Annotated in this window: 21 protein-coding genes, 1 pseudogene and 1 riboswitch; of the genes and pseudogenes, 4 read left to right on the plus strand and 18 right to left on the minus strand. The window is 64.8% G+C overall.

The annotated features are described in order from the left end of the window. Positions 1–137: 137 nt before the first annotated feature. Positions 138–1,961: an acyl-CoA dehydrogenase gene (locus NS3_RS01270; protein WP_067852394.1), complete on the plus strand. Its 1,824-nt coding sequence runs from the start codon at positions 138–140 to the stop codon at positions 1,959–1,961. 101 nt (positions 1,962–2,062) lie between these two features. Continuing rightward, positions 2,063–2,818, plus strand: a complete 756-nt coding sequence (locus NS3_RS01275; protein ID WP_169811577.1) for an Rpn family recombination-promoting nuclease/putative transposase — start codon at positions 2,063–2,065, stop codon at positions 2,816–2,818. A 258-nt stretch (positions 2,819–3,076) separates the two neighbouring features. Here the strand turns inward: NS3_RS01275 and NS3_RS01280 are convergent, their stop codons facing one another. The 7 genes and pseudogenes from NS3_RS01280 to NS3_RS28190 all read right to left on the minus strand — a co-directional run bounded on the left by NS3_RS01280 (position 3,077) and on the right by NS3_RS28190 (position 8,684). After that, a complete protein-coding gene (locus NS3_RS01280; RefSeq protein ID WP_067852398.1) occupies positions 3,077–4,417 on the minus strand; it encodes a bifunctional adenosylcobinamide kinase/adenosylcobinamide-phosphate guanylyltransferase in 1,341 nt (446 codons plus the stop codon). Positions 4,418–4,680: 263 nt separating this feature from the next. Continuing rightward, a pseudogene (locus NS3_RS01285) lies at positions 4,681–5,466 on the minus strand (ABC transporter ATP-binding protein); the annotation flags it as partial. Then, a complete protein-coding gene (locus NS3_RS01290; protein ID WP_067852400.1) occupies positions 5,463–6,488 on the minus strand; it encodes a FecCD family ABC transporter permease in 1,026 nt (341 codons plus the stop codon). The gene NS3_RS01290 and the pseudogene NS3_RS01285, both read right to left, overlap by 4 nt. Then, positions 6,485–7,396, minus strand: coding sequence for an ABC transporter substrate-binding protein (locus NS3_RS01295; RefSeq protein ID WP_067852775.1), 912 nt, complete (start codon positions 7,394–7,396; stop codon positions 6,485–6,487). The genes NS3_RS01290 and NS3_RS01295 overlap by 4 nt, the downstream gene beginning before the upstream one ends. A gap of 137 nt (positions 7,397–7,533) precedes the next feature. Then, positions 7,534–7,681, minus strand: a riboswitch (cobalamin riboswitch). A gap of 51 nt (positions 7,682–7,732) precedes the next feature. Next, complete coding sequence (locus NS3_RS01300; protein ID WP_067852402.1) at positions 7,733–8,056, minus strand: type VII secretion target; 324 nt, start codon at positions 8,054–8,056, stop codon at positions 7,733–7,735. Further along, entirely contained in the window at positions 8,056–8,466 is a 411-nt protein-coding gene (locus tag NS3_RS01305; protein WP_067852404.1) for a type II toxin-antitoxin system VapC family toxin, read from the minus strand. Before NS3_RS01305 ends, NS3_RS01300 begins: the two co-directional genes overlap by 1 nt. After that, positions 8,463–8,684 (minus strand): FitA-like ribbon-helix-helix domain-containing protein, encoded by a 222-nt coding sequence (locus NS3_RS28190; RefSeq protein ID WP_084494936.1) that lies wholly within the window; start codon positions 8,682–8,684, stop codon positions 8,463–8,465. The genes NS3_RS01305 and NS3_RS28190 overlap by 4 nt, the downstream gene beginning before the upstream one ends. A 27-nt stretch (positions 8,685–8,711) precedes the next feature. Between NS3_RS28190 and NS3_RS01310 the strand changes: the two genes are divergently transcribed. Next, positions 8,712–9,266, plus strand: a complete 555-nt coding sequence (locus NS3_RS01310; RefSeq protein WP_084494937.1) for a hypothetical protein — start codon at positions 8,712–8,714, stop codon at positions 9,264–9,266. Positions 9,267–9,512: 246 nt separating this feature from the next. Beyond that, positions 9,513–10,598 (plus strand): glycoside hydrolase family 183 protein, encoded by a 1,086-nt coding sequence (locus NS3_RS01315; RefSeq protein WP_067852408.1) that lies wholly within the window; start codon positions 9,513–9,515, stop codon positions 10,596–10,598. A gap of 104 nt (positions 10,599–10,702) precedes the next feature. On the opposite strand, the gene NS3_RS01320 is transcribed toward NS3_RS01315, so the two are convergent. From NS3_RS01320 to NS3_RS01355, 11 genes are all read right to left on the minus strand, one after another. Next, positions 10,703–10,909 (minus strand): DUF397 domain-containing protein, encoded by a 207-nt coding sequence (locus NS3_RS01320; RefSeq protein WP_067852410.1) that lies wholly within the window; start codon positions 10,907–10,909, stop codon positions 10,703–10,705. Then, positions 10,899–11,579 (minus strand): DUF5753 domain-containing protein, encoded by a 681-nt coding sequence (locus tag NS3_RS01325; RefSeq protein ID WP_157101095.1) that lies wholly within the window; start codon positions 11,577–11,579, stop codon positions 10,899–10,901. The genes NS3_RS01320 and NS3_RS01325 overlap by 11 nt, the downstream gene beginning before the upstream one ends. Then, complete coding sequence (locus tag NS3_RS30685; RefSeq protein WP_507762075.1) at positions 11,572–11,709, minus strand: DUF6301 family protein; 138 nt, start codon at positions 11,707–11,709, stop codon at positions 11,572–11,574. The genes NS3_RS01325 and NS3_RS30685 overlap by 8 nt, the downstream gene beginning before the upstream one ends. Positions 11,710–11,861: 152 nt before the next feature. Next, a complete protein-coding gene (locus NS3_RS01330) occupies positions 11,862–12,560 on the minus strand; it encodes a hypothetical protein (protein ID WP_067852414.1) in 699 nt (232 codons plus the stop codon). Between the two features lie 175 nt (positions 12,561–12,735). Further along, positions 12,736–13,554, minus strand: coding sequence for a hypothetical protein (locus NS3_RS01335; RefSeq protein ID WP_067852416.1), 819 nt, complete (start codon positions 13,552–13,554; stop codon positions 12,736–12,738). A 24-nt stretch (positions 13,555–13,578) separates the two neighbouring features. Continuing rightward, positions 13,579–14,007 carry a TY-Chap domain-containing protein gene (locus NS3_RS01340; protein ID WP_157101096.1) on the minus strand — a complete coding sequence of 143 codons (429 nt, stop codon included), beginning with the start codon at positions 14,005–14,007 and terminating at the stop codon, positions 13,579–13,581. Further along, positions 14,007–14,516 (minus strand): DUF6301 family protein, encoded by a 510-nt coding sequence (locus NS3_RS28780; RefSeq protein ID WP_157101097.1) that lies wholly within the window; start codon positions 14,514–14,516, stop codon positions 14,007–14,009. The genes NS3_RS01340 and NS3_RS28780 overlap by 1 nt, the downstream gene beginning before the upstream one ends. Positions 14,517–14,522: 6 nt before the next feature. Then, complete coding sequence (locus tag NS3_RS28785; protein WP_157101098.1) at positions 14,523–17,534, minus strand: hypothetical protein; 3,012 nt, start codon at positions 17,532–17,534, stop codon at positions 14,523–14,525. A gap of 180 nt (positions 17,535–17,714) precedes the next feature. Continuing rightward, positions 17,715–18,014: a hypothetical protein gene (locus NS3_RS01345; protein ID WP_067852420.1), complete on the minus strand. Its 300-nt coding sequence runs from the start codon at positions 18,012–18,014 to the stop codon at positions 17,715–17,717. Then, a complete protein-coding gene (locus NS3_RS01350) occupies positions 18,015–18,224 on the minus strand; it encodes a hypothetical protein (protein ID WP_067852422.1) in 210 nt (69 codons plus the stop codon). After that, positions 18,224–19,057, minus strand: coding sequence for an N-acetylmuramoyl-L-alanine amidase (locus NS3_RS01355; protein ID WP_373865265.1), 834 nt, complete (start codon positions 19,055–19,057; stop codon positions 18,224–18,226). Before NS3_RS01355 ends, NS3_RS01350 begins: the two co-directional genes overlap by 1 nt. Positions 19,058–19,109: the final 52 nt, after the last annotated feature.

The raw sequence follows: 19,109 nt of genomic DNA on the forward strand, positions 1-19,109 counted from the left end.
ATTACCCGGCGGTAATATAGGTGAAAGTTACCCGCGAGTAGCATGCGGCTGCCCGGCAACGGGTCCGGTGACGACAACGGGCGGGAACGGCATGACACACCGACCGCACCAACTCAACGGAGAGTGAGTACACAGACATGGGTCACTACAAGAGCAACGTTCGCGACCTGGAGTTCAACCTCTTCGAGGTCCTCGGACTGGGCAACCTCCTCGACAGCGGCGCCTACGGCGACCTGGACACCGACACCGTCAAGGAGATGCTCAACGAGGTGCGTCGCCTGGCCGAGGGCCCGCTGGGCGAGTCCTTCGCCGACGCCGACCGCAACCCGCCGGTCTTCGATCCCGAGACCCACACCGTCTCGCTCCCCGAGTCCTTCAAGAAGAGCTACAAGACCCTCGAAGAGGGCGGCTGGGACAAGTTCTCCGTATCCGAGGAGCTCGGCGGCATCCAGTTCCCGCGCGCGGCCTACTGGGCCATCGCCGAGCTGATCCTGGGCGCGCAGCCCGCCGCCTTCATGTACGCCGCGGGCCCCGGCTTCGCCAACATCTTCTGGAACAACGCCACCGACGAGCAGAAGAAGTGGGCCGAGATCGCCGTCGAGCAGGGCTGGGGCGCCACCATGGTGCTGACCGAGCCCGACGCCGGCTCCGACGTGGGCGCCGGCCGCACCAAGGCGGTCAAGCAGGAAGACGGCTCCTGGCACATCGAGGGCGTCAAGCGGTTCATCACCTCCGCCGACTCCGACGACCTGTTCCCGAACATCATGCACCTGGTGCTGGCGCGTCCCGAGGGCGCGGGCCCGGGCACCAAGGGCCTGTCGCTGTTCTTCGTGCCCAAGTTCCACTTCGACCCGGAGACCGGCGCGCTGGGCGAGCGCAACGGCGTCTTCGTCACCAATGTCGAGCACAAGATGGGTCTGAAGGTCTCGGCCACCTGTGAGCTCACCTTCGGCGGCCACGGCGTCCCTGCCCAGGGCTGGCTGGTCGGCGAGGTGCACAACGGCATCGCGCAGATGTTCGAGGTCATCGAGCACGCCCGCATGATGGTCGGCACCAAGGCGATCGCCACCCTGTCGACCGGCTACCTGAACGCGCTGGACTACGCCAAGAACCGCGTGCAGGGCGCCGACCTCACCGCCAACGCCAAGGACGCCCCGCGCGTCACCATCACCCACCACCCGGACGTGCGCCGCAGCCTGGCCACCCAGAAGGCTTACGCCGAGGGCCTGCGCGCGGTGTACCTCTACACCGCCGCCCACCAGGACGCCGACGTGGCCGCCCAGGTCTCCGGCGCGGACGCCGACATGGCCGCCCGCGTCAACGACCTGCTGCTGCCCATCGTCAAGGGCGTCGGCTCCGAGCGCGCCTACCAGTACCTGACCGAGTCGCTGCAGACCTTCGGTGGCTCCGGCTTCCTGCAGGACTACCCGATCGAGCAGTACATCCGCGACGCCAAGATCGACTCCCTCTACGAGGGCACCACCGCGATCCAGGCGCAGGACTTCTTCTTCCGCAAGATCGCCCGCGACCGCGGCGTGGCCCTGGGCCACGTGGCCGGCCAGGTGCAGAAGTTCATCGACGCGGAGGCGGGCAACGGTCGCCTGAAGGCCGAGCGCAAGCTGCTGGCCACCGCCCTCGAGGACGTGCAGGCCATGGCCGCCACCCTCACCGGCCACCTGATGGGCGCCCAGGAGAACCCGCAGGAGCTCTACAAGGTCGGCCTGGGCTCGGTCCGCTTCCTGCTCTCGGTCGGCGACCTGCTGATCGGCTGGCAGCTGCTGCGCCAGGCCGAGGTCGCCATCGCCGCCCAGGACAACGGCTCCGACGAGGCGTTCTACCGGGGCAAGGTCGCCACCGCGCAGTTCTTCGCCCGCAACGTGCTGCCGGAGCTGACCGCGACCCGCGCCATCCTGGCCAACCTGGACAACGACATCATGGAGCTGGACGAAGCCGCCTTCTGATGAGCGCTGCCCGCTGAGGCACAACCGAACGAGCACGAGCCGGCCCCGGAGGAGCAATCCTCCGGGGCCGGTTCGTTTTTCGCTTCGCCTTGATGTCGCTCATGTCTCATACAGCAAGCACTCGCCGACCCGCCCGCCGGGCGCCCCTGCGCATGACCGAATACCTGGTCTCCATCTGGAACCGCTACCTCGAAGAACACCCGCACACCCGAACACTGCCCGCCATCGTCCCGCTCGTCGTCCACAGCGCTGCCCACGGCCGTCCGTGGAACACACCCACGGAACTCTCCGAGTTGATCGACCTGGATCCCGGCACCCGCACCACCCTGGGCGATCACGTCCCCAGCCTGCGACTGTTCCTCGACGACCTGACCACCGTCGACCTGGAGACCCTGCGCGAGCGCCCGCTCACCCCCGCAGCACGGCTGGTTTTCGTATTCCACAAGATCGTCCCGGGCAACGCTCACCTGGGCACCGACCTGCTAGCCCAGATCCCCGACTTGCAGGCCGTGATCGAGGCACCCGGCAGCCTGGATGACCTGCGCAGTCTCGTGAAGTACATTTTTCTTGTGGGCGAGACCAGCGAAGACGATCTGGCCCCGGTGATCGATCAGCTCGGACCCCGAGCGAAGGAGGTCGTCATGACAACCGCCGAACAACTCCGGGCCAAGGGACATGCCGAAGGGCTCGCCGAAGGGCAGGCCGAGGCGCTGACCGATCTGCTGACGATCAAGTTCGGCCCGCTTCCCATCGAGGTCACCGATCAGATAGCAAAGGCCGAGGTCACACAACTGCGGACCTGGTTGCGAAGTGTGCTGACCGCGACAACCCTCGACGAGGTCTTCGACCACGCCTGACCCGACCCCATGCCCCGGCCCGTCGGGAGCCGAGGAAGTAGATTCCGGAGGGTCGTCGGCAGCAGGTTGTGCGTGGCCGCGATGAGCAGGTCGCGCTGTAGGCCGTTGCCCGTCCGGCGTTTCTCGAACAGCTAGCGCGCTCCGTCGGGCTCAGTGACCGCTCCAGCACCAGTTCAGCGGTCATGCTCTGGTAGAAAGCGCAAGAGCCCCTGCCTCCCCTTGGAGGAGACGCAACCCTGGGCACTGGCAAGGAAACGTTCAGCGCAAGGGAACGGGAATTCCCGCGACGACGAGGACTACCGACTCCGACGCGGCGGCTATCCGACTGTTCAGTGTTCCCAACAGATCTCGGAACAGCCGTCCCGAGACGGACGCGGGTACCACCCCGCTGCCGACTTCGTTGCTCACCGCGATCACGGGAACGTCGCAGGCGCGCCAGGCGGCGACGAGATCGTCGATATCGGTGTGGACGGGCGCGAGATCGGCTCCCTCCCAGACCTTGTGGGCGTCGAGGCGCGCGGTGAGCCAGGTGCCGAGGCAGTCGATGAGCAGGGGGCGCGTGGCTGTGGCGAGTGCTGTTGCCACGTCGTCGGTTTCGAGAGTGTCCCAGGAGGCGGGGCGGCGTTCGCGGTGCACCGCGACCCGCTGGGCCCATTCGGCGTCGCCGTCGCGGGTGCCGCCGGTGGCGACGTAGGTGACGGCCGGGTGCGAACCGAGCAGGTCTTCGGCGTGCCGGGACTTGCCGGAGCGCACACCGCCGAGGACGAGGGTGCGGTGGGCGGCCGGTCGCGGGGGCAGGCCCGCATGCACCACTTCGCCGTCGCGACCCGGTCGTGCGCCGTGCGTACGCAATCGTCGCTCCAGTTCTTCTATCGGTGGATTGTGGTGGCTTAAGTGCACGGCGACCACGTCGGTCTTCTCGGTGACCGCGGCGGCGTCACGTAATCCGGTGAGCATGTCGGCGAATTCGGGGAGCCCGAGATGCTGGTCGGACAGTTCGGATCGGTCGCCGTAAGTTTCCTCCAGGAACACTGCGTCGTACGCCGCGCCGCGGACCGCCTCGAACCAGGACTCAGGCCACGGACCTGTGTCGCATGCCCACAGCACGCGCGCGCCGTCCGGGGCGGTGATGTCGTAGAGGACGGTGTCGCCGTCATGGAACACCCGGTGCCGGGCGGGCAGGACGGTGACCTCGTATGGCCCGGCGAATGTTCGGTCGCCCGCCCGGACGGGGGTGAAGCGCACCGGGTCGTCCGGCCCCACCCACCGACGGCAGGCGTCGAGCGCATCGGCGGGGCCGATCACCTCCAGGTCGTGACCGGTGTCAATCCAGGATCGGAACAACAGAACCTGCGGGTCGAGATGGTCGGGGTGGGCGTGGGTGAGCAGGATGTGGCGGACGTCGGCGAGAGTACGGCCGAGGCGCACGGCGGCACGAGGGACTTCCGGACCGCAGTCGAGCAGAAGCACGTCGTCGACGAAGGCGGCGGTCTGGCCGCGGATCTGGCCGCGGGCAGCGACGTCGCGGCACGACGCGCAGCGACAGAACGGAGACGGCCACCCGTCCGCGGCTCCGGTGCCGAGCAACACGATTTCCATCAGGGGGACTCCGTTCCATCAGGGCGAGATCCGGGCGGCGGGATGTCGGCGGGCCGGGAATCGGCCCGCCGGGAATCGCCGGAAGGGGATCCACCTGCCCGCGATCCCGCGGACGGACATCCACCCGACCGCGCCTCACCGGACAGAGATCTCCCTGCCTCCGATTCGCCGGATGGAGTTCGGCCCGTGTGTGATTCACCAGGCTGGGTGTCCCCCTGCGAGACCGGGCCGAGCGGTACTTCAGCGGTGAGTTCGAGGGGCGGTTCGCCGCGCACGGGCAATACGGCGCGACCGTCGCGGCGGTCGAGCACTTCGACGCGCGCGCCGTAGACCTCGGCGATACGCGCCACGGTCAGCACGTCCGCAGGCGGGCCGTCGGCGGCAATGCGGCCGCGGTCCAGCAGGATCAGGCGTTCGCCGTATTGAGCGGCGGAGGTGAGGTCATGCATGGCGGCGATGACGGTCAGTCCTTCTTCCCGGCGCAGCGCGTCGACGAGGTCGAGCACCTGCTGCTGGTGGCCGATGTCGAGCGCGCTGGTGGGTTCGTCGAGCAGCAGGACCCGTGGTTGCTGGGCGAGCGCGCGGGCCAGCACGATGCGCTGCAGTTCCCCGCCGGACAGTGCGGTGGCCGTGCGCGCGGTGAACTCCCCGAGGTCGAGGCGCGCGATCACCCGGTCCACGATCTCGCGGTCGCGCAGAGTCTCGCTGCCGAATCGGGGAAGGTGCGGGGTGCGGCCGAGGTGGATGAGTTCGCGCACGGTGACGCCCTCGGGCACCACCGGACGCTGCGGCATCAACGCGACCGCGCGGGCCGTGGCGCGGCGCGACGATCGGCCGGGTCGCACCCCCGCCACCTGGATCGCACCGGTGGCGGGCACGAGTCCGGCGAGTGCGTGCAGCAGCGTGGTCTTGCCGGAGCCGTTGGGACCGACCAGCGAAACCCATGTGCCCGCGGCGACCACCAGATTCACCTCGTGTAGCACCTCGACTCCGCCGCGTTCAGCGCTGACCCGCGCACAGGTCACCGCCTCGGTACGCGGGTCGGTCATGACACCCCCCGGCTACGGCGCAGTACGAACAGGAAGAACGGCGCGCCGACAGCCGCAGTCACCACGCCGATCGGCAGTTCGGCCGGAGCCATGACGGTCCGGGCGATCACATCGGCGAACACCAGGAATGCCGCGCCCACGACCAGCGACAACGGCAACAGCATCCGGTGGCCGGGACCGGCGAGCAGTCGCACGGCATGTGGAACCACGATGCCGACGAAGCCGATGAGGCCGCCCGCCGAGACCACGGCGGCGGTGCCGAGCGTGGCGACGCCGACCAGCACCAGGCGCACCCGCGCCGGATCGATGCCGAGGCTCGCGGCTTCCACATCGCCGACCGCCATCACGTCGAGGGTGCGCCGATGCAGTGCGATGATCGCGACGCTCACCACGACGTAGGGCAGCACTACGAGCACGTCGGACCAGCCGTCGGTGCTCAGCCGACCGAGCATCCAGGAATAGACCTGGCGCAGGGTGTCGTCGCGCAGCTGCATGAAGAAGGTCTGGACGGCGTTGGCGAAGGCGGCCACCGCGACTCCGGCCAGGATCACCACCACCTCCGACCGGACGCCGCCGACCGTGCGGCCCAGGGCATAGGTCGCGGTGACGGCGAGCAGGCCGCCCGCGAAGGCCGCGACGGGGACGCCGGCGAATCCGGCCGCGCCGCCGAGGACGATGGCGAGCGTCGCCCCGAGCCCCGCGCCGCTGGAGACGCCCAGCAGGTACGGGTCGGCGAGCGGGTTGCGGAAGACGCCCTGGTAGGCGGCCCCGGCGACGGCGAGCATCGCGCCGACGAGCACGCCGAGGACGGTGCGCGGCATCCGGATGTCCCACAGGATGGCCCGCTGTCGCGTCGACAGACCCGACTCGACATCCACGAACGGCAGTCGATCGGCCATGTCGAGCAGCACGCCGCGCGGGGTGAGACCGGCCGGCCCCACGAGGATGCTCACGAGCACGGCGGCCAGCAGCGCGAGCACCGCGCCGGTCACCACCAGGGCGCGACGCCGGGTCGCGATCAAGAGGTGGGGCGGACGGCCGGGGCGCCCGCGATGACGGCGGCGATCTCACGCACCAGATCGACAACGCGCGGCCCCCAGCGACTCGCGATGTCCTCGTCGAGGACGTACACGCGGCCGTCGCGGACGGCGGTCAGCTCACCCCAGCCCGCCCGCTGCGCGACGACCTCCGGGGTGACGCCGCAGCATTGTCCGTCGGCCAGGAAGATCACATCGGGATTCTGCTCGAGCAGGTACTCCGCCGACAGCTGCGGGTAGCCGTTGCCGCCGGAGGCGATGGATCGCAGGCCGAGCATGGCGTAGATCGCGCCGAGATAGGTGTCGTCGGTGACGGTGTAGTAGGTGTTGTCCAGCTCGTGGTAGTAGCGCAGCGGGGCGTCGCGGTCGGGCAGTCCGGCGACGATGCGGTCGATCTCGGTGCGCATTTCGGCGACGAGTTCGGCCGCGTCGCCGACCTGCCCAGTGGCGGAGCCGAGCTGTTCGATCTGGGCGTAGGTGTCGTCGAGGGTGCGCGCGGCGGGCAGGATCAGCGTCTCGACGCCCGCCCGTTCGAGCCCGGCGACCAGGTCGCCGATGTCGGCGTTGGCGACGACGAGGTCGGGGTCGTAGCCGAGGACGGCCTCGACGTTCGGGGTGTAGCCGGACAGGTCGGTGACAGGGGCGTCGGCCGGGTGATCGGAGCGGTCGTCGACCGCGACCACCTGCTCCCCCGCGCCGATCGCGTACAGCATCTCGGTGGCGGTGGGGCTCAGCGAGACGATGGCCCGCGATGGCCCGTCCGCGTTGTTCTCGCCGGTCGAGGACGCGGGGTCGGAAGCGCCGCACGCCGCGCTCAGCAGGATCAGTGTGCCTGCGGCGACGAGTCGCCAAGTCGTGCCCAACCGTCGTATGCCGCCGGACCGTCCGGCCATGCCGAGTCGTCGGTACATGTCGAGTTGTCCGGCACCCGCCCGCCCGGCAGCGCCCGGCCGTCGGGAAGCGATAAGCCGCCGGCGAGAAGTGAGTGGCACGACCATCCTCCGTCCATACCGTCCTTCATCCGAGGACAAGTACGCCTCCCGCGACGGCGGCCGACCTGACTCACCCGGCGAAACGCCGAGCTCACAGTTGCGGGACAGTGCCGGATTCACACCGGCTTCACCGTGACGCCGCGGTACCCGGCCGGGTTCGGCAGGGCATTCGCAGCGTAGTTCACGCCGGAAACCGACCGGCTTCGCTGTGCCCCGACACGTCCGAACCGGTGGATCTCAGACGGACAAACCGTCCTCGGCGGCCTTCACCCTGCTCGCGTTCGAGTCGTCGACCGTGGTGAAGCCGTCGACGATACCGCGGAGCTTGGCGCCGTCCTCACCGACCGCGTCGACGGCCGCCTGGATCGCGGCGATCCCGTCGGTTTCCACCGAGTCCACGAAAAGCGGCGGGAGGAAGGCGCAGATCTTGCCGAAAGCGTCGGTCGGCGCGGAAACCGCCTGCGCGGCCCGCGATGCCTGCCCGAGCGGCTCGGCCAGCTTCTCGACATTGCCCGCGTGCATGCGAACGAGTGACGGATCGATATTCAACGATTCAGACATCACAATTCCCAGGGGTTGATCACGTCGATGCCGATGTCTGCGAAATCCTTGACATTTCGGGTGGCGACAGGGCATCCGTTGGCTGCACAGATGGCGGCTATCTGCGCGTCTGCATATCCGATCGGACAGCCCAGGCGGCGGCGTGTCGAGACGATCCGACCGTAGAAACGTGCTGCCTCGAAGTCGAAAGACTCGACTTCGGAACCGAATTCGTCGAACAGATCCTCCGCGAGCCCCCGTAGACCGGTCTTTCGTCGCCCATCCGGGAGGTTCTCGATCCCCGCCCAGATTTCGCCAACCGTCACCGTCGTGATCGCGACGTCGGACGAATTCTCCAACCACGCGATTACTCGCGGCTCCGGAGTCGGTCTGAACAGCTCCGACACCACATTGGTATCGGCGATGATCACAGCGGCGCGGCTCCGGCCTCGGGCTGCTCCGGAAGGTCGAGATCCGCTGCGTACGGACGACTGCGTTCATACAGCTCGCGCAGTAGCCGTTTCGGTTTGACAGCTTCGGACAGGATCGATCGCGCCTCGGCCTCCATGCTCCGGCCATGCGCCGCAGCTCGGCGACGGAGGCGTTCCTTGACGTCGGGATCCAGGTCGCGGATGGTGATTCCTGCCATGCAATCAATGCTATCAATGATTTCGTCGTGTGCCAGGACGAGACCACCGAACGATGGGCAGGCGGACCTTTCGTCATCGGCCCCCGGCAATGGCCGAGCCTCGTCGCGCGGCCGCTGGTGCTCGGCCCCGACAATGTCCCCGTCATCACCGACACCGCCGAAGCGATCACCGACGTCCCGCTCGCCGCACTCTCGGCAATCACCCATGCCCACCACCCCAGCATCGGTGCGATACTGAAATCGCTGGCCGCCGCCCTGCGGGGCATCGACGACGAAGACGCCGCCATCGTCGCCGAACTCACCGAACTCGGCCTCGGCACCAGCCCGGCCGCCGACACCTGGAGGCAGATGATGTCCGTGGATCTCTCCTTCTTCCGCTCGCAGACCTCGCAGCGCATCCGCGACGAAGGACGTCAGGAAGGACGCGCGGAGGACATCGTGCGCATCCTCCAACACCGCCGCATCGCCCTCACCGACAACGACCGCGACCGCATCCGCGGCTGCACCGACGCCGACACCCTCACCCGCTGGTTCGACCGTGCACTGACCGCCGAAACCGCCGCGGAGATCTTCACCGACTGACACCTGACCACGGACGCCGACCGCCACCGTGGCGACCGGCAGTCCGAGCCGTGTCGATGCCTGCGGATGTGCTCACTCGGCGGAGCGGCGACTCTCCATCGCAGCTGTCCGGAACCGGATCCCGACTCTTGGAGCTGGGCAGCCATGACCGACTGGGGACAACCGCCCGGCGGTTACCCCATATCCGGTCCCGATGCGGGCACAATGACTCCCGCAGACCGCGCGCCACCAGAAGGGACCGTCCGGATGAAACGATCGCTGTCCGCATTCGCCAAGATCGGTGTGCTCACCGCCGCCTGTTGTGTCGCGCTGGGTGCGCCCGCGGTGGCCGACCCCAACAACGTCAACCCGATCCCGGTGCTCAACGGATGGCGCGGCCTGCCGCAGCTGCCCGGCCCCACCGAGGCCGTATTCCAGATGACCGGGATGGACAGTCCCAACAAAACCCACGCCGTCAATGTCCTCGGCACCGACCTCGGCATCATGTGGGACGACGGCCGCGGCGGGATGATCACCGCGTTCGGCGACAGCGCGGGGCTGGGCTTTCCGAATCTGCTGGCGGGCAGCATGTGGGCGTGGACGTCCAACGTGTTGTTCTGCAGCACCACCAGGGACCCCTCGGAGGGGATCTACTTCGACAGCGTGGTCCCCAACCCGCTGCCGAGCCCGAAGATCCCCGGCATCGAGATAAGTTTCATCCCCACCGCCGGTATCTCGGTGGGCGGTGTGCAGTACATGAGCATGATGTCGGTGCGCCACTGGGGCGATAACGGCAAGTGGGAGACCAACTTCTCCACCCTGGCCTCCTCCGGCGACGGCGGCCGCACCTGGGTGCAACTGCCCACCACCCGCCGCGCCAATGTCGACGGGCACGAACGCTTCCAGCAGAACGCGTTCGTGAAGAACGACGGCTTCGTCTACCGCTACGGCACACCGGCCGGCCGCGACAACCCGGGCTTCCTCTCCCGCGTCCGCGAAGCCGACATCGCGAACATCGATGCCTACGAGTACTGGGACGGCGGCGGGTGGAAGCTGAACGATCCCAAGGCGTCCGCGCCGATCGTCGGCAATGTCGGTGAACTGTCGGTGCAGTGGAACGACCACCTCGGCCAGTACGTCATGCTGACCACCGACCCGGCGAATTCGGTTGTCCTACACACAGCCCCGGCGCCCGAAGGTCCGTGGAGCGCGCCTCGGGTGCTGGTGGACACCCGCGATCTACCCACCGCCTACGCGCCGATGATCTTCCCGTATCAGACCGGAGACGATCTGTATTTCCTGCTCACGGTGCACAGTCAGTACAACGTGCTGCTCATGCGAACTCCGTTGTGAGCAAGCCCCCATGCTCCGGCATGGCTGAACGTCACAACCCCCGAACACGCCGTCCCCGCTCGACCACGCCGAGCCTGAAGCCAAGCAATCCCGAGCCGAGCATTTCAGGGACGGTCGAATTCACCGCCACGCGCGCCGTCGAGGAACGCGTCCCACTCGCCTGGCGTGAAAACCAATGCCCCCGCAGCGGGGTTCTTCGAGTCGCGCACACCGACCATGCCACCGTCCAGGTAAGCGACTTCGACGCACTGTGAACCACTATCGCTGTAGCTGGACTTGAACCAGTGCGCTCCGGATAGGTCAGCGTGCATTTTCGAACTCCCTTGCTGCCCGCCGCAGCAGGTCGCGCGTCGTTGTCTCGTCCAGCGCTGTACGCCGGATATCTGCGGCCACCTCATGGTATCGCCGCACCTCTTCGGGTCGTTCGACATACAGGTCGCTCGCCAGGCGTCCTTCGACGTACACGACCGGAGGCTCCTTGTCCGCTGGTGCGAATTCGAGGATCGCGAAGTGGCCGTGCAGGAAACCCCAGGTCATCCCGGCGCTGTAGGGGTGCACCCGGAGCGTGATGTTGGGTCGCGTGCCGAAGTCCGCCAGATGACGGAGCTGTACCGCCATCACGCTCGGGCCGCCGACTACGCGATGCAATGCCGACTCATGAAGTAGCACTTCGGCTTTCAGGGGACTCAGCTTGCGGGTCAGGATCGCCTGCCTGCCCAGCCGGATATCTACCCTTCGGTCGATGTCCTCTGGTTCTTTGAAGCCGGGAAACGCGGCGAATGTGGCACGCGCGTAGTCGGCGGTCTGCAGTAGTCCCGGAACCTGCTCCTGGTAGGTGACCAGTGTCCGCGCGGAGCGCTCCATGCCTATGTACATGTTGAACGCATTGGAGAACAGTCCGCCGATCTGAGTGATGTCCGGCCTGGTCGCCGCCTGATCCGCCAAGCCGATCGCGGCCTTCGCTTGTCCGTGATCAGTCAACCACTTCCCACCCCGCAGCATCACAGAGGCGTGGAATATCGTCGACGCGCCAGGTCCAGTCGAACTCGGCTGCAAGACAGGCGGTTCGGATCGCACCACCGATGCCGGTATGCATGCGTAGATGTTGCATCTCTCCAACTTGTCATGCGGTCGCCCACGAGTTGGCGACATAGCGCAGACCCACTCAGCGGATAGAAGTAGCATATGTCAGGCCGTGAGCGTATTCCCGACGAGACCGATCATGACGGGCAACGGCAGGCAGCAATACTGACTCTACCGGCTTCAGATCGGCGCGTAGTGGGGAAAATTTTCTGCAAGAGCGGCGTTGAAAGCTCGCGCCCGCTCGAGCGAATCCGCCACATTGAAGTGTTCGCGGCCGAGGTACCAGTGCATGAGTGCGGCAGCGTCGTCCGGGCGCCCTTCCACCAGACACATGATGACCGTTCCCCTGAGTCGATCAGGACGGATGTTTTCCGGCGTCACACCCGATGTCGGTGTCCTGGCCAACTCGATGAGTCTGTCGATCGAATCGCGTTCAGAAAACCAAGTCGATACCGGCCCTATGACATACTGCATGAACTTCCCAACACCGCTATCGAACCCGGACTCATCGGGCACCGGAAAGACGAGCGAGTAATCTCGCGGTCGCGCCAAAGTGCCGAATCCAACGAGGTCGACGCAGTCGATGAACGCGTGGTCGTCGTCCAACTGCGCGTCTATAGGAAGTCCAACCGCGACCTGGCCGATCGCCGCCGAAGCCAGATAGGCATGGCCGCGGATCGCTACTCCCCCGTCACGACGCGAGGCGATATGCGCCGAGATACGTTGCTTCGCCGAGGGAAACGCATCCATCTCGCGATAGAACCATATTCCATCTCGACCATCAACCATTTCTTCGACGGCAAATCCGACGTCCGAAATGCCTGAAGACAGCGCATCGACAATCAGCCGAATTAAGTTTTGGTCTTGTCCCTGACCCATTTTCGCGAGATCCCTTTTGACAATTCGATACTTACACCAAGACGCAACCATAAAAACGGATCGAGTCACCTTTCCTTGCACGCCGATCGGCCTATGTGTCGATCACATTATAGCTATCTGCACGGTCAATCGAGTCACAGCTATGGAACGTGTTCGCGGCAAGATGCCAGTCCACTCAATGAATTCGCTCGTGAGCAGCGTAGGCAGGAAACGATTGATGCAAGTAGACATCAAAAGCAGCCGCACGCTCCCGAGACTCCATACTCACCTGGCTGTAATCGCGGCGCAGGTGTTCCGCCATCAGAGCGGCCGCCTCCTTGAAGCTCCCGTTGAGGATGCACAACACCACGATAGCGCGAAACCGCATCGGATCGACCCGCACAGACACGCCTCCGGAAAGCGGCGTCCGCGCGACCTCTACCAATTTCGTGATGGAATCACGGTCGGCCAACCAGTCTACTGCGGGACCCGCAGTCTTGCGCATAAGCCAGTCGGCGGCAATAGCGACATCTTCCGCACGAGTCACCCGCGGCGCCCGATCCCTCGCTTCAGCATCTGGGAAATCGATGAACGGCTGTCCATCTACTATTCTATGGAACTTGTAATCCGCACCCGCCCCACGCAATTCAGCCGTCTGCGGTACCGCTCGAAGCACCTCAGCGACCTCGTCGGACATGAGCGCGACCTCACCATTCACTATCGCTGAACCGTCGGGCAGCCAACCGATGTCGATTCGAATTACAGACCGCGTGAAACCGACACCCTCTCCTACCTCGCTTGCGAACCACACGGCGTCGTCGGAAATGTCGACAACCAGCGGACTGGTCGGCGCGTATCCCCTGGCCCGCATTACATCCGATAACTCAGCGACCATCGAACGCCCCCGCGAGCTCACCCCCGCATCCTCACCCGACCCGACCGCCACCACCGAAACGGAGGTCGCCTGAAACAGACCGAACCACAGGTTTTGACAATTCCTCCGAAAAAGGCTCACTGATCACATTCGATTCTTCCGACATCAACGCAAAGCGCTGTCGTCGAATCCCTCTTCAGAGAAGTTCACCCAGGACTCGACCGACATTTCGCTCGGGCTGCCGATGCCTAGCGCTCCGTGCAAGGCGCCGACGACCAGATCGGCAAGCTGTTCATACTCGCGATACCGAACGGGCCAGCCGAGTTCGCGGTGCCAGTTCGGCGAACCGCCTTCCACTGCAGGAGTCCATCCGTCGGCCAGCAGCCAAGCCTCCCCCTCCGTCGAGAGGCGGTAGCCGTCGGTCAGTGCGGAACCGTCCACAATCTCAGTCCACAACCCGTCCGTCGTCATCAGGAACTGTGCAAATCGATTTCCGCTCGCCTTGACGATGAGACACCCATCGCTTGGCATACGCGCGAAGGTTATCGTGAGCGCGGCGGAATACGACGGCCAGTCTGTGATATCAGACTTCATCAGATTTTCCCATCATCCGGTTCGTCAAGCCACGCCTGGTGCGCTGGATTCGCAAGGCGCATGTGAATACTGTTACCGACAAGGCGCAGACGAATAACGACCTTCGCCAAGTCCCACCGAACCTCCCCACCAGCCCCCGCTCGCCGTCGCGTGGGCGACCCCAGAGCCAGGCCGATCGCTTCACTAAGATCTGCGAAGTAGTCATAGACACGGCGCGTTGCCGCCGCGTCCGCCGCCTCGAGCCGATCCATCACGAAAACATCGATGAATCTGATCGTGCCATCATCGCTGCGAGCGTTCGCCTCGGGCCGGGCCAGTTCCAGATCGGTTGCGAGGATCGTAAGCGAACCATAGTTTTCTGCAATTCTCCAACCCAGATCATCACAAATTCGAGCCAGATCTCCGCACTGCCACGTCCACCCAAACCGCGAAGCGACGCGGACTATATTGTCAATTTTACGAGAATTCAAGGGCACGCCTTCAACCTTTTCCGAGAAGTCATTACTCACGATTCCTCATCTAGCGATAGAACTGTAGGTCAGGAATTGATTTATTTCATCTATAGAATCCCTCGCCCGACGCATGTCTGGGAAAATCGTCACCTGCAGAGACTTATCGATCACCGGCACCGCATTCTTCATGTTCCGATTCGATATAGCAACTGAAGACTTAGCCGGAACAGCAAGAGAAGCCTGATGCTTGAATGCCGACTGCAGAGACTGCGTAAGAGAGTCTATCCAGGAAACACTTCCATCCTCTACCAAAGCGGATACGTCCGCTACACCAGTATGGTCGAGCCTCGGAAGAGTAGGAGCCGCCTCACCTGTTGTCAAAATTTTCTTGATGGCATCCGGTGGAACGAACAGCTCGTCCTCGATATTGAATCTCGAGACCTCCGGTCGGCCAGCTTTCGGATCGTATCGAACGAGATCGTAAACCACATCCATCTCGCCATTGCGAACGGCGTCGAGCAGCCCACGATCTTTCAGAGCCTGCGCCAATTTCGGGTCATTGTCCAGCATCCACTTCAAGTACTGCGGAGTTCCCTGCTGAACACGAACTAGCTCATCAGGACCCCCGTCTACCATCCGCGTACCGAGAGTTGCACCGCCTCCCTTGGCCTCCACAACCACAAGCTTACCGCCAACGATGCCGACTACGTCCAGGGTGCCCGATCCTGTAGCCGCGTCATCCAGGCCGGTGATGACTTCTCCACCCATTCGATGAATGTAATCGCGTGCTGCGATATTTCCCATCGTCTCGGTCAGCTTGTTGGATTTCCACTCCGCCGCATTCACATCGGACATGGCGTCCCGGAGGCTCTGCACCCTCTTATGTCCGTACACCTCCAGCAGTTCGCTGTCGATCTCATCCAAATATTTGTTGGTTAACAGTCGAGGATTGACATTCATTTTACTGGCGATTTCGTCACGTTCACTCCGAAGAGCGACTACGACCATATCCTGCGAATCTCTTGCAGCCTGGACCCTTGCGATATCCGCTTGAGCTGCGGGCGTAAGCGTGAATTCTCCCACGGGAGTGGACTGAGCCTTTACATAGCCTGGTGGCACAGTCTTGGCCCACTCCGGCATGGTGACATACCGATTTGCATTGACGTCGTACCACTGGACATGACCTCGGATCTGCACCTCCACTATTCCGTCCGGTACCACACCCGGTTCCGCGTCTTGCGGGAGGCCTTTATACGGACGCGATTCGGTAGTCAGAGGCGGTCTCGCCTCGCCTGCCCCCAAGTGCATATCCGGCTCGTTACTTCGCCCGTACCGGGAATACCAGCCGGCTCGTCGGTCACCTCCGAGGCCCGTGCCATATGGGTTGTAGCCCAAGTCCCACGGTCGGTCATAATTGGGTCGCGGTTGCTTCCACGGGGAGGTGGGCGGATTGAATCCACTCAGATTGTCGGCGTTCCCATGGTTACCGCCTTGTGGTCGGTACGAAGGCATTCCCGGTGGCTTTCCATCGGGAGAAAGACCGGCAGTAGGCGGGGTTTGGTTCCAAGGAGCATCTAGATTTCCCGACTCATTCGGCGCTCTTCCGCCGCGATACGGTCCGCCGAGGCCTGTCGTTGCTGGACCGGCGCCTAAGCCTTCGCGACCCAATCCTGCTGCCCCGGCACCGCCCTCCGGATCCGCCCATCTGCCTAGACGGCCCCATGCGCTGCGGCCCAGCTTTCCGACTCCGCCTCCAATGACGACACCTAGTCCGGGCACAAAAGTTAGCAAGGTCACCGCGCCGCCGAACGCTGCCTGCCCGTAGTCGCCGCTTTCGATGCCCTCGGTCAAATCCTTCAGACCGGTCAGCTCTCCGATGAAATTTCGGAAATCAGTTTCCGTAAAATCGTGAGGCGGATCGTAAGGGCTGTTGTCTGGAATATAGGTCACGCGCGGATCGTGTGCCCATGAGCTCAACGTGTTCTGACGCTCTTTGGCCTCATCCAGTGGAAGAAGCGGCGTACCGGTCATCGCGAGTCGTTGGCGGGCAGCTACCGAGTTGTGCCACAACACTTGCTGTGCCTGGTCTGCGGGCACGCCGCTGGCGATCAAGCGGTCGACTTCAGCTCTCCGGTCGGGGTGATCGACTCCGAGGTACTGCAGTTGGGCATATACCTGGTCGTTGAGCTGGTTGCGCGGGGTGTACGCGTGAAGTCCTAGCCGATCTTCCGCCTGATCTCGCAGATTTTCGCTGAGCTCGTCAAGGGGGCCTGTGGTGTTGGCGAGGCTGAGATCGCGAACCAGTTCAACGGGGCTGTAGTTGGCCGAGGGCAGCACGGTCGTGCCGTCGATGGTCGTGGGCAAGGCCGACTGGTTCCAGTGAGCGTTGAGTCGCGCTGCCGCCTCAACTTTTGCGCGCTCGACTGCCGCAATGCCTTCAAGGGTCTGCGGCCCCATAACGCGGCCGTAAACGACAGCGAGGTCTCGGTCCCTCTGCTCGGCGGTGTAAAGGGGATCTGTGGCGAAGAACTCGCCCATATGTTGGGGGGCATATCCCCCACTCGGCGTCGTGACGAGCGGGGTACTCTCGCCGGGCATCACGATCGTGGTACGTGTTCCGGTCAAACCATTCGGTAGCCATACCGATTCGCTCTGTACCGTCGTCCCGCTGGGCAGAGTCAGCGGTTGGCTTCGATCCGACGGATCCTCCGCCAGTAGCCCCATGAGGTCCTCTGTGCCGCCTATCGGAGCTGGCTGGTTCTGCTGCTCGACTTGGGGACCCTGCACCAGCATGAGATCGACAAGACCTTGCTGTTCAGCACTGCCGGAGTTTGATTCGGATTCACCGGCGGGAACATTGGTGATGCCCAATTCACCGGTCGGGTCGAAGGGATTCGCGGCGCCGAACGATGCGCTGTCGGCTGGTAGCGGCTTGCCGTCGGGCCCAACTCCAATGATTTGGTGCGGGTCGAAGGACGCAGTCTGGCCCGCAGCACCTGCCGGCGGTGATGCCCCGTCCAGCCCCTCGCTCTTCAGTTTCTTCTGCTTTGCCGCATCTTCTTTTTTTCCGGACACTCGGAGACCTCGAGTTCGTTCTCGAGCCGGCACCGTCAACAGGGCCGGCGAGGGAGATACAAGAAATGCCGCGCTCGACCGATCGGTCGAGCGCGGCATTTGGATGACGATTGAGTTCAAGGCAGGCGGTCGTCGGGCTGCTCCGGTCGATGACCGCGTGCAGCGGACGCTCGCCTGGGCCTAGAGTTCTTCCCTCAGCGAGGAGGGGATCTCGTAGCGGGCCGCGGGCGGCTCCTGGCCGGGCACGTGCAGGCGCAGAAACGCCCGCAGTTCGTCGATGTGTTGTTGCAGGGCGCGGATCAGGCGCAGGGCGTCGCGGAAACGTAGCTTGTCGTCTGCCGCTTGCGCTTCGAGCGTTTCGACGCGGGCCCGGAGTTTGGCGACTTCACGCGCCTGCCAGGCGGTGACCGCGCCGATCACCGTGGCGACGGCGGCGCCGAATGCCTGCACCAGTTCGGGATTCATCCAGCTGTGCGACATTCATCGGCCGCCGTCCTGCCGGAGGACCGGCGTGACGGCGGGCCGGATGACCATGCCCGCGATCACGGGGGTCAGCAGGCCGTAGAGGGTCATGGCCGCATCGATCCACGCGATGTCGATCCGGTGGCCTGCGACGAAGGCGATCACGCCGGTGATCGCGACGAGCACCGAGCGCACCAGCGCCGGCTCGGGAAGTCGAAAGACCGACATCAGATCCGTCCTTCGTTGATATCCAGCAGGCGATCGAGTTTGAGTTCTAGCGCGCGCAACCGCTGTTCGTTGCGGAAGTCGGCGGCATCGGAGTTGAGCACATAGCCCACCAGGGTGTCCCGGTAGTCGGAATCGGCGACTCGGGACTGAAATCCCTGGGTCAGCTCGAAGTGCACGCGACGCAGTTTGTCGAGCAGTTCGCGTTGCTCGCTGTCGGAAAGCGACATGATTGCAACACCTTTCAGTCGGTCCGCGACGTCGGCGCGGAATCGGTCCATATCGATGCCGCCGGGGTCCCACTTGCCCTGCTTGGATCCGGCCCACTCCTTGTGGCCGATCACGCGCTCGGCGCCGTGGCCGAGCTTGCGCAGGATGGCGGCGCAGCAGCGCACATAGGCGTCGTATTGCGCGGGCGGCCAGCCCTCGGTGCCGTTGTTGGCGGCCTCGATGCCAATCGTGTGGCGGTTCGCGTCGTCCTCGGGCAGGCCCGGCCACCGGCCGCGGCCTGCGTGCCAGGCGATGCCGGCCGCGACCACGGTGACGGTGCCGTCCTTGGCGAGATGGAGTTGTGAGAGCGGGCCGGCCAAAGTAGGTAATCCGTGGGCGATTTCGGACGGTGGTGTGTTCGACCCACCGGTGTGGTGGGCGATGACGCCCCAGATCTGTCCGAAATCGCCGTGCCCTCGGTCCCGCCAGGCGGGGAATTCCACTACGCGCAGACCTTCCTCGCGCAGGACGTCCGCGAGCCATACAGGGTCACCGGTCCAAGCCATGGTTAGTTGCCTTTCATCGAGTCGTCGATTGCCCAGCGCGGACACCGGCGTCCCGGGCACGTCGGGTCCGCCGGTGTCATGTGCGGTGATGGGCCGGATGCAACCCGGGTTC

Source organism: Nocardia shimofusensis NBRC 100134, assembly GCF_001613125.1.
Lineage (GTDB): Bacteria > Actinomycetota > Actinomycetes > Mycobacteriales > Mycobacteriaceae > Nocardia > Nocardia shimofusensis.